Annotated in this window: 7 protein-coding genes, 1 pseudogene and 1 riboswitch; of the genes and pseudogenes, 3 read left to right on the plus strand and 5 right to left on the minus strand. The window is 72.5% G+C overall.

Annotation, left to right across the window (positions count from 1 at the left end; translation table 11 throughout):
* Positions 1-13: 13 nt before the first annotated feature.
* The 3 genes and pseudogenes from GTW67_RS02275 to GTW67_RS02285 form a co-directional block, all read right to left on the minus strand.
* A pseudogene (locus GTW67_RS02275) lies at positions 14-418 on the minus strand (M23 family metallopeptidase); the annotation flags it as partial.
* 12 nt (positions 419-430) lie between these two features.
* Positions 431-594, minus strand: a riboswitch (cyclic di-AMP (ydaO/yuaA leader).
* Between the two features lie 192 nt (positions 595-786).
* A complete protein-coding gene (locus tag GTW67_RS02280; protein WP_161163105.1) occupies positions 787-2,175 on the minus strand; it encodes an insulinase family protein in 1,389 nt (462 codons plus the stop codon).
* Positions 2,172-3,551 (minus strand): M16 family metallopeptidase, encoded by a 1,380-nt coding sequence (locus tag GTW67_RS02285; protein ID WP_161163106.1) that lies wholly within the window; start codon positions 3,549-3,551, stop codon positions 2,172-2,174. The genes GTW67_RS02280 and GTW67_RS02285 overlap by 4 nt, the downstream gene beginning before the upstream one ends.
* A gap of 319 nt (positions 3,552-3,870) precedes the next feature.
* Here GTW67_RS02285 and GTW67_RS02290 point away from each other — a divergent pair, with 319 nt between their 5' ends.
* A complete protein-coding gene (locus tag GTW67_RS02290) occupies positions 3,871-6,327 on the plus strand; it encodes a DNA gyrase/topoisomerase IV subunit A (protein WP_161163107.1) in 2,457 nt (818 codons plus the stop codon).
* Here GTW67_RS02290 and GTW67_RS02295 read toward each other — a convergent pair whose 3' ends face one another.
* On the minus strand, positions 6,328-7,458 hold the full coding sequence (locus GTW67_RS02295; RefSeq protein ID WP_202436713.1) for a CobW family GTP-binding protein: 1,131 nt from the start codon (positions 7,456-7,458) through the stop codon (positions 6,328-6,330).
* A gap of 106 nt (positions 7,459-7,564) precedes the next feature.
* Here GTW67_RS02295 and GTW67_RS36825 point away from each other — a divergent pair, with 106 nt between their 5' ends.
* Positions 7,565-7,714: a hypothetical protein gene (locus tag GTW67_RS36825; protein ID WP_202436715.1), complete on the plus strand. Its 150-nt coding sequence runs from the start codon at positions 7,565-7,567 to the stop codon at positions 7,712-7,714.
* A 63-nt stretch (positions 7,715-7,777) separates the two neighbouring features.
* Here the strand turns inward: GTW67_RS36825 and GTW67_RS02300 are convergent, their stop codons facing one another.
* On the minus strand, positions 7,778-8,920 hold the full coding sequence (locus GTW67_RS02300) for a citrate synthase/methylcitrate synthase (RefSeq protein ID WP_161163108.1): 1,143 nt from the start codon (positions 8,918-8,920) through the stop codon (positions 7,778-7,780).
* Between the two features lie 113 nt (positions 8,921-9,033).
* Here GTW67_RS02300 and GTW67_RS02305 point away from each other — a divergent pair.
* A partial coding sequence (locus GTW67_RS02305; RefSeq protein WP_161163109.1) for a citrate synthase occupies positions 9,034-10,069 on the plus strand: 1,036 nt, incomplete at its 3' end.

Below are 10,069 nucleotides of genomic sequence, written 5' to 3' on the forward strand. Positions count from 1 at the left end.
AGCTGCCGGCCTAGTAGGCCGTGGACACGTAGGAGCTGGTGATCGGCGCGACGAACGTGTTGAGGCGCTGACGCTCGGCCTCGCGCGCGGCGCGCTCCTTGGCCACGCGGGCCTCCTTGGCCGCCTCGGCGGCCCGCTCGCGCGCGGCCTCCATGGCCGCCTCACGGGCGGCGGCGTCCTGGGCGGCCTGCTCCTGCGCGGTGGCCTGGGCGTCGATCTCCTCGGCCAGGGAGTCGCCGATGCTGACGACCGGGGTGAGTCCGCTCTGCTCGACCTCGGGCTCGGCGGCGAGGGCCGGGGCTGCGAGGCTGCCGACGACGCCGGTGGTGGCGAGGGCCGCGACTCCCGCCGCGCGGGCGGTGGTGCGGTGCATGCGGCTGGGGCGGCGGTGCTTCCCGGTGGCGCGCGTGAACGCCATGTAGAGGCTGGTCCTTTCCTTCCCTCTCGCCTACCGGGTTAGCTGACGGGTTCGGAGGTGGAAGGTCTCCTACGGACCCCCTCGCTCACGCGCGGGCGTCCGATTCACCCCAGGGACTGCGATGGGTCCCCGGCTCCCCTGGCTCGCGCCGTACGGGGACTCGGCGATGACTGTCCGGTGCCGCGGGTGCGGCGCACTGCCTGACGAACAGCCCGGACGACGCTAAACGCGGCTGTCTTCAATCCTCAAACGCAACAGGGTTTTTGTAGCGCACGCCACAGGGCAGACGGGTAGCCTCTCCCTCAATTCGGACATGGAACGGCCCTGGTGACACCTCGGTCACCAGGGCCGTCGACGCGTGTGTGCCGCTACTCGGCGGCCACGACGGTGACTTCGCCGATGCCCAGGGCCTCGACGGGCTTCTTGATCTGCGCCGCGTCGCCGACGAGGACCGTCACCAGACGGTCCACCGGGAAGGCGTTGACGACGGCCGCGGTGGCCTCCACGGTGCCGGTGGCGGCGAGTTGGCGGTAGAGCGTGGCCTGGTAGTCGTCGGGCAGGGACTGCTCGACCTGGTCGGCCAGGGTGCCCGCGACGGCCGCCGCCGTCTCGTACTTCAGCGGCGCGACGCCCACCAGATTCTGCACGGCGACGTCGCGCTCGGCGTCGGTGAGTCCGCCCTCGGCGAGCGTGCGCAGCACCGTCCACAGGTCGTGCAGCGCCGGGCCGGTGTTGGGCGTGTCGACCGAGCCGCTGATGGCGAGCATCGCGGCGCCGGTCCCGTCGGGCGCGGACCGCAGGACCTGTCCGAACGCCCGGACGCCGTAGGTGTATCCCTTCTCCTCGCGCAGGACGCGGTCCAGGCGCGAGGTGAGGGTGCCGCCCAGGCAGTACGTGCCGAGGACCTGCGCGGGCCAGACGCGGTCGTGCCGGTCGGGCCCGGTGCGGCCGATCAGCAGCTGCGTCTGGACGGCGCCGGGGCGGTCCACGATGACGACCCGTCCGGTGTCGTCGGCGGTCACCGGCGGCACGGGGCGCGGCTCGGCGGCGGAGCCGGTCCACGCGCCGAGGGTGTCGCCGAGCAGCGCGTCGAGGTCGACGTCGGTGAGGTCGCCGACGATCACGGCGGTGGCCGTGGCGGGGCGGACGTGCTTCTCGTAGAAGGCGCGGACGGCCGCCGCGTCGACGGCCGCGACCGTCTCCTCGGTGCCCTGGCGCGGGCGCGACATCCGGGAGTCCGCCGGGAACAGCTCCCTGGAGAGCTCCTTGGCGGCGCGGCGGGCGGGGTTGGCCAGCTCGTGCGGGATCTCGTCGAGCCGGTTGCGCACCAGCCGCTCGACCTCGCTGTCGGCGAACGCCGGCGACCTGAGCGCGTCGGCGACCAGGCCGAGGGCCTTGGCGAGGCGCGAGACGGGCACCTCCAGGCTCAGCCGGACGCCGGGGTGGTCCGCGTGCGCGTCGAGGGTGGCGCCGCAGCGCTCCAGCTCGGCGGCGAACTCCTCGGCGGAGTGCTTGTCGGTGCCCTCGGAGAACGCGCGCGCCATGATGGTGGCGACGCCGTCCAGACCGGCGGGCTCGGCGTCCAGCGGAGCGTTCAGCGACACCTCGACGGCGACGACCTGCTGGCCGGGGCGGTGGCAGCGCAGCACGGTCAGGCCGTTGTCGAGGCTGCCGCGCTCGGGGGCCGGGAAGGCCCACGGCTTGGGCTCGCCGGCCTGCGGCCGGGTGTGGAATTCCATGGTGGCGAGCTCGGTCACTTGGCCGCCTCCTCGTTCTCGTCGGTGGCGTCGGCGTCGGTCACCGAGTCGGTGACGGTGGTCTCGTCGGCGGGGGCGGCGGGCTCGTAGACGAGGACGGCGCGGTTGTCGGGGCGCAGGCGGGCCTTGGCGACCTCGCGGACCTCGTCGGCCGTCACCTCCAGCACCCGCTGCACGGCGGTGAGGGCGAGCTGCGGGTCGCCGAACAGGACGGCGTACCGGCACAGTTCGTCGGCGCGGCCGGCGACCGTGCCGAGCCGGTCGAGCCACTCGCGCTCCAACTGGGCCTGGGCGCGCTCCATCTCCTCGGCGGTGGGGCCCTCCTCGGCGAACCGGGCGAGCTCCTCGTCGATGGCGGTCTCGATGACGGGCACCTCGACGTCGCCGGACGTCTTCACGTCCAGCCAGCCCAGCGAGGGCGCCCCGGCGAGCCGCAGCAGGCCGAAGCCGGCGGCCACGGCCGTGCGGTCGCGCCGTACGAGCCGGTTGTAGAGGCGGGACGACTCGCCGCCGCCGAGGACGGTGAGCGCCAGGTCGGCCGCGTCGCACGCGCGCGTACCGTCCTCCGGCAGGCGGTAGGCCGCCATCAGGGCGCGGGCCGGGACCTCCTCCTCGACGACCTCTCGCAGCTGCCCGCCCATGACGTCGGGCAGCGAGCCGTCCCGGGGGGCGGGCTTGCCGTCGTGCGAGGCGATGGAGCCGAAGTACTTCTCGATCCAGGCGAGCGTCTGCTCGGGGTCGATGTCGCCGACGACGGACAGCACCGCGTTGTTCGGCGCGTAGTAGGTGCGGAAGAACGCGCGCGCGTCCTCCAGCGTCGCCGCGTCCAGGTCGGCCATCGAGCCGATCGGCGTGTGGTGGTAGGGGTGGCCCTCCGGGTACGCGAGGGCGGTCAGCTTCTCGAACGCGGTGCCGTAGGGCACGTTGTCGTAGCGCTGGCGGCGCTCGTTCTTGACGACGTCCCGCTGGTTCTCCATGGACTCGTCGTCCAGGGCGGCGAGCAGGGAGCCCATGCGGTCGGCCTCCAGCCAGAGGGCGAGCTCCAGCTGGTGGGCGGGCATCGTCTCGAAGTAGTTGGTGCGCTCGAAGCTGGTGGTGCCGTTGAGCGAACCGCCGGCCCCCTGCACCAGCTCGAAGTGCCCGTTGCCCTTGACCTGGGCGGAGCCCTGGAACATCAGGTGCTCGAAAAGGTGAGCCAGGCCGGTACGCCCCTTGACTTCGTGGCGCGAGCCGACGTCGTACCAGAGGCACACCGCCGCGACCGGGGTCAGGTGGTCCTCGGAGAGCACCACGCGCAGGCCGTTGGCCAGGCGGTGCTCGGTCGCTGTCAGGCCGCCGGAGCCTGCCTGGGCTGTGGCCGTGTGACCCATGGGCATGTACGTCCCTTCGATCGCGAAATCTCGGTGGAGTCATCGGGCGGAACTGCGGAATCCCGCCGGTCCTGCCACTGTATGCAAGCGTGCGGGCGGCCGGTGGAGTTCCCGGGCCTCGTACGCCGAGAGCGAGAACGGGGCCCGCAGTCTGCCGAGCGGCGGGGACGGCGGTGCGGGACGAACGCGCGGAGCGAGGGCGTACTCTGCGGGCAGCGCCGGGCCGGGCAGCCCGTGACGGGTCCTGGTCGGTCGCTGTCAGTGCCGCGGTCCACAATGGACCGCGTCAGATCACCGTTCACGCTTCAGCAAGGAGCCGGCAGCGATGGCCCGCCGTAGTACGAAGACCCCGCCGCCCGACGACTCGTACGAGGAGAAGATCCTCGACATCGACGTCGTCGACGAGATGCAGGGCTCCTTCCTCGAGTACGCGTACTCGGTCATCTACTCCCGTGCGCTCCCGGACGCCCGCGACGGCCTCAAGCCGGTGCACCGCCGCATCGTGTACCAGATGAACGAGATGGGACTGCGGCCCGAGCGCGGCTATGTGAAGTGCGCCCGCGTCGTCGGCGAGGTCATGGGCAAGCTGCACCCGCACGGCGACGCGTCGATCTACGACGCCCTGGTGCGCATGGCCCAGCCGTTCTCCATGCGCGTGCCCCTGGTGGACGGCCACGGCAACTTCGGCTCCCTGGGCAACGACGACCCGCCGGCCGCCATGCGGTACACCGAGTGCCGGATGGCCGAGGCCACCAGCCTGATGACGGAGTCGATCGACGAGGACACCGTCGACTTCGGCCCCAACTACGACGGCCAGGAGCAGGAGCCGGTCGCCCTGCCCGCCGCCTTCCCGAACCTGCTGGTCAACGGCGCGTCCGGCATCGCGGTCGGCATGGCCACGAACATGCCGCCGCACAACCTGCGCGAGGTGATCGCGGCCGCCCGGCACCTGATCCGGCATCCGAACGCCGACCTCGAAGCCCTCATGAAGCACGTGCCGGGCCCCGACCTGCCCACCGGCGGCCGGATCGTCGGCCTGCCCGGCATCCGGGACGCCTACGAGACGGGCCGCGGCACGTTCAAGATCCGCGCGACGGTGTCCGTGGAGACGGTGACGGCCCGCCGCAAGGGCCTGGTCGTCACCGAGCTGCCCTTCGCGGTCGGCCCCGAGAAGGTCATCGCGAAGATCAAGGACCTGGTCGGCTCCAAGAAGCTCCAGGGCATCGCGGACGTCAAGGACCTCACCGACCGCGAGCACGGACTGCGCCTGGTCATCGAGATCAAGAACGGCTTCGTGCCCGAGGCCGTCCTGGAGCAGCTCTACAAGCTGACGCCGATGGAGGAGTCCTTCGGCATCAACAATGTCGCCCTGGTCGACGGCCAGCCCCTCACCCTGGGCCTCAAGGAGCTGCTGGAGGTCTACCTCGACCACCGCTTCAACGTCGTACGGCGCCGCAGCGAGTTCCGGCGCACCAAGCGCCGCGACCGTCTCCACCTGGTCGAGGGCCTGCTCACCGCCCTGGTCGACATCGACGAGGTCATCCGCCTCATCCGCTCCAGCGACAACTCCGCGCAGGCCAAGCAGCGCCTGATGGACCGCTTCTCGCTGAGCGACGTCCAGACCCAGTACATCCTGGACACGCCGCTGCGCCGGCTCACCAAGTACGACCGCATCGAGCTGGAGGCGGAGAAGGACCGGCTCAACGCGGAGATCGAGGAGCTGACGCGGATCCTCGAGTCGGACGCGGAGCTGCGCAAGCTGGTCTCGGCCGAACTGGCGGCCGTGGCGAAGAAGTTCGGCACCGACCGGCGCACCCTCCTGCTGGAGTCGGCCGGCACCCCGGTGGCCGCCGTGCCGCTCCAGGTGGCGGACGCCCCGTGCCGGGTGCTGCTGTCCTCGACGGGGCTGCTGGCCCGCACGGTGAACGACGATCCCCTCGTCACGGACGCCGGTGCCAAGCGCGTCAAGCACGACCTGATCGTGTCGTCGGTGCCCGCCACGGCCCGCGGCGAGGTCGGCGTGGTGACGTCCGCCGGACGGCTGCTCCGGGTGAACGTGGTCGACCTCCCCCAGCTCCCGGACCCGCTGCCCACGCCGAACCTGTCGGGCGGTGCGCCGCTCGCGGAGTTCGTGTCCCTGGAGGACGACGAGACGGTCGTCTGCCTGTCCACGCTGGACGAGTCCTCGCCGGGTCTGGCGATCGGCACGCTGCACGGCGTCGTCAAGCGGGTGGTGCCCGACTATCCGTCCCACAAGGACGAGTTGGAGGTCATCACGCTCAGGGACGGTGACCGGATCGTCGGCGCGGCCGAGCTGCGCACCGGTGACGAGGACCTGGTCTTCATCACGGACGACGCGCAGTTGCTGCGGTACCAGGCCTCGCAGGTCCGTCCCCAGGGCCGGCCGGCGGGCGGTGTGGCGGGCATCAAGCTCGCCGACGGCGCGAAGGTCATCTCGTTCACGGCGGTGGACCCGGCTGTGGACGCGGTCGTCTTCACGGTCGCGGGTTCGCGCGGCACGCTGGACGACTCCGTCCAGACCACGGCCAAGCTGACCCCGTTCGACCAGTACCCGCGCAAGGGCCGCGCCACGGGTGGCGTGCGCTGCCAGCGGTTCCTGAAGGGCGAGGACTGCCTGGCCCTGGCCTGGGCGGGCCCGGTCCCGGCGCGCGCCTCGCAGAAGAACGGCACCCCGGCCCAGCTTCCGGACATCGACCCGCGCCGCGACGGCTCGGGGGTGTCGCTGCCGAAGACGGTGGCGGTGGTGGCGGGTCCCGCGTAGTCAGGCGGGCGGCGGTTCCTGGCCGTCCGGCTCCGCCGGGTCGTCGTCCGCCGGGTCGTCGTCGGCCGGGTCGCCGTCTTCCGGATCGCCGTCCTCCGGGTCCGGTACGTAGCGCAGGACGCCCCACATGCCGTGTTCGTCGGCGTGCGGGGCGTCGCTGCGGCACGCGTCGAGTTCCTTGCCGAGCGCGGATCCGTCGATGCCGGCGCCGATCAGGACGAGCTGGGTGAGGCGCGGGGCGGCGGGCGGCCAGGGCTCCGGGTAGAAGCGCAGGAAACGCCCGACGGCGTGGACGGCGTACCGGTTGCGCCGGTCGTGCGGTCCGAAGTCGACGTAGCCCTTGATCCGGTACAGCCCCTCGGGCCTGCTGTCCAGGAAGCGCATCAGCCGGCGCGGGTCGAGGGGCACGTCGGACACGAAGGACACGCTGTCGTAGGCGGTGTGCAGATGGCCGGTGTGCGCGTCGTCCGGGGAGTGGTCGTGCAGGTCGTCGAAGGACAGCTGCCCGATGCGCTCCTCGCTGGGCCGGCAGTCGAAGAGGAACTCGGGGTCGATGCGCCCGTAGGCCGCGGGGAGCACGGCCGCGCGGTCGGCGAGGGAGCGGACCAGGGCGAGGACGCGCTCGGCGTCCGGGGCCCGGTCGGTCTTGTTGACCACGACGAGGTCGGCCAGCGCCAGGTGCCGGTCGATCTCGGGGTGCCTGGCGCGCGTGGCGTCGAACTCGGCGGCGTCGACGACCTCGACGAGGCCGCCGTAGACGATCTCCCGCTGTTCGCTGGCGAGCAGCATGCGCACCAGTTCCTGCGGCTCGGCGAGTCCGCTGGCCTCGATGACGATGACGTCGATGCCGGCGTCGGGGCGGGCCAACCGCTCCAGGTATGCGTCGAGTTCACCGGCGTCGACGGCGCAGCACAGGCACCCGTTGCCGAGCGAGACGGTGGAGTCGCCGAGGGCGCCGGCCACGGCCATGGCGTCGATCTCGATGGAGCCGAAGTCGTTGACCAGGGCTCCGATCCTGCTGCCTCCGCTGCGGTGCAGGAGGTGATTGAGCAGGGTGGTCTTTCCGGAGCCGAGGAATCCGGCGAGTACCACGACCGGGATCTGCCGGGCCGTCGGGCGCTGCCCCACCATGCGTCCTCTCTCTTCTCTCACCTAGGCGTACGCCGGCCCGCGGCAGGGTGTACCCGCGGGAACGGAACTGCCCGCTCAGGATACGAGCAGGTGAGGTCGGTCCGGAGTGAACGACTGTCAGCAACCTGCGCGGGGGCGGCAAGCGCCGCCCATCGCTCGCCGCCCCGACGTGTTCGAGCTGAGCGACGGCAACTTCGCCGTCATCGGAACCGAGGCCACCGAGGCGCTGGAGCGGGAGCTGCCCGCCGACGCCTGACGTCGACCCGGCCTGGCGCCCGAACGGCACCAGGCCACTCGTGTTCCTCGGACCGCTCGCGTTTCAGGCCACCGCGGGCACACCGACCGGCGCGTGCGGGCCCACGTACCGGGCCGCCGGGCGGATGATCTTCGAGTCCCCCGCCTGTTCCAGGATGTTCGCGCTCCAGCCCACCACCCGTGCCGCCGCGAACGTCGGCGTGAACATCTCGCGCGGCAGACCGCACAGCTCCATGACGACGCCCGCGTAGAACTCGACGTTCGTGTGCAGTTCCCGCCCGGGCTTCAGCTCCGCGAGGATCGCCTCCACCTGGCGCTCCACCTCGACCGCGAACTCCACGCGCGGGCCGCCGAAGCCCTGCGCCACCTCGCGGAGCAGCCGGGAGCGGGGGTCCTCCGTGCGGTAGACCGCGTGGCCGAAGCCCATGATGCGGTCGCCGGCGAGCACCCGTTCACGGATCCAGGGGTCGATGCGGTCGGGCGTGCCGATCGCGTCCAGGGTGTCCAGCGCCCGGCTCGGCGCCCCGCCGTGCAGCGGTCCGGAGAGTGCCGCCACGGCTCCGGCGAGGCAGGCCGCCACGTCCGCACCCGTCGAGGCGATGACGCGCGCGGTGAACGTCGACGCGTTGAAGCCGTGATCAATGGTGGAGATGAGGTACTGCTCGACCGCCCGCGTGCGCCGCTCGTCCGGCTCCGTGCCGGTCAGCATGTACAGGTAGTTCGCCGCGTACGGAAGGTCCTCGCGCGGCTCCACGGGTTCGAGTCCCCGCCCGAGCCGGTGCAGCGCGGTGAGGAGCGTCGGTACGGCCGCGGCGGCCGCGAGGGTGTCCTGGCGGCGCCGGCCGGCGTCGAGGTCGTACACCGGCCGGAAGCCCTCGGCCGCGCCCAGCAGGGACAATGCCGTGCGCATGCCGGCGAGCGGGCCGGAGCGTCCGCCGGCCGCCGCGATGGCGGGCAGCGCGGCCTTCACCTCGTCGGGCAGCCGTCGCAGCGCCGCGGTCTCGGCGGCGAAGGCGGCACCGCGCCGCGCTTCCGGCAGTTCGCCGTCGACCAGGAGATGCCAGACGTCCTCGAAGGTGCGCGTCCGCGCCAGTTCGACGGCCGAGTACTGCCGGTAGTGGTAGAAGCCCTCAAGACCCCTGACGTCACCGACCTGGGTGTCGGTGACCACGACTCCCGCGAGTCCTCGCGGCACGTTGACAGACATGCTTGCCTCCCTGAATCCACTCCAACTGTCTATAGTTGACTGTCTGCCTGTCAATATTGATCGAGTCAATGTAAGACACGACCCCGGCCCGGAGGATCGATACGGTGACCCCCATGCGCGATCAAGAACCCGGCGGGCCCGCCGCCGCCCCCGAGGGGCGTCTGACCACCCGGGAGGCCGCCGAGCTGCTGGGCGTGAAACCCGAGACCGTGTACGCGTACGTCAGTCGCGGCCAGCTCGGCAGCCGGCGCGCGCCCGGCGGCCGGGGCAGCACCTTCGACGCCAAGGAGGTGCAGGCGCTCGCCCGCCGCAACCGGCGCGAGACCGGCACCGTCCAGACCTCCGGACAGGAGCTGGCGGTCCGCACCCGGATCACACTCATCGAGAAGGACCGGTACTACTACCGGGGCGTCGACGCCGTGGACCTCGCCTCGCGCCACAGCTACGAGGAGGTCGCCGAGTGGCTGTGGACGGGGCGGCTGCGCCCCGGCGTCTCCTTCACCGCGCCGGAGGAGTCGGTGGCCGTCGCCCGCCGGGCCGTCGACGCCCTGCCCGAGCACGCCGGCCCCGCCGACCGGCTGCGCGTCGCGGCCATCGCCGCCGCGGCCGCGGACCCGCTGCGCTTCGACCTGTCCGAGGACGCCGTGCTGGGCACCGCCCGCGTCCTCATCCCCACCCTGGTCGCCGCCCTGCCGCCCGTACTGCGCGAGCACGCCGACCGGGGACCGCTCGCCCACCGTCTGTGGACGCGGCTCAGCGGGCGCCCCGCCGACGAGGCGTCGCTGCACGTCCTCGACACCGCGCTCTCCCTGCTCGTCGACCACGACCTGGCCGCCTCCACCCTCGCCGTGCGGGTCGCCGCGTCGGCGCGGGCCCACGCGTACGCGGCCGTGTCCGCCGGGCTCGGCGTGATCGAGGGCCCGTTGCACGGCGCGGCCGCCGGGCTCGCCCACCGGATGCTGCTGGAGGTGCTCGACCAGGGCAGCGCGGCACCGGTGATCGCGGAGGAGCTGCGGGCCGGCCGCCGCATCCCGGGTCTCGGCCACCGGCTCTACCCCGGCGAGGACCCGCGCGCGCGTGCCGTGTTCAGCCTTCTGGAGGACGTGCCCGGGGCCGCGCCCGCCCTCGCCGCGGCCCGCGACGTGGTGA

The organism is Streptomyces sp. SID5910, from assembly GCF_009862125.1.
In the GTDB taxonomy this organism is placed as follows: domain Bacteria; phylum Actinomycetota; class Actinomycetes; order Streptomycetales; family Streptomycetaceae; genus Streptomyces.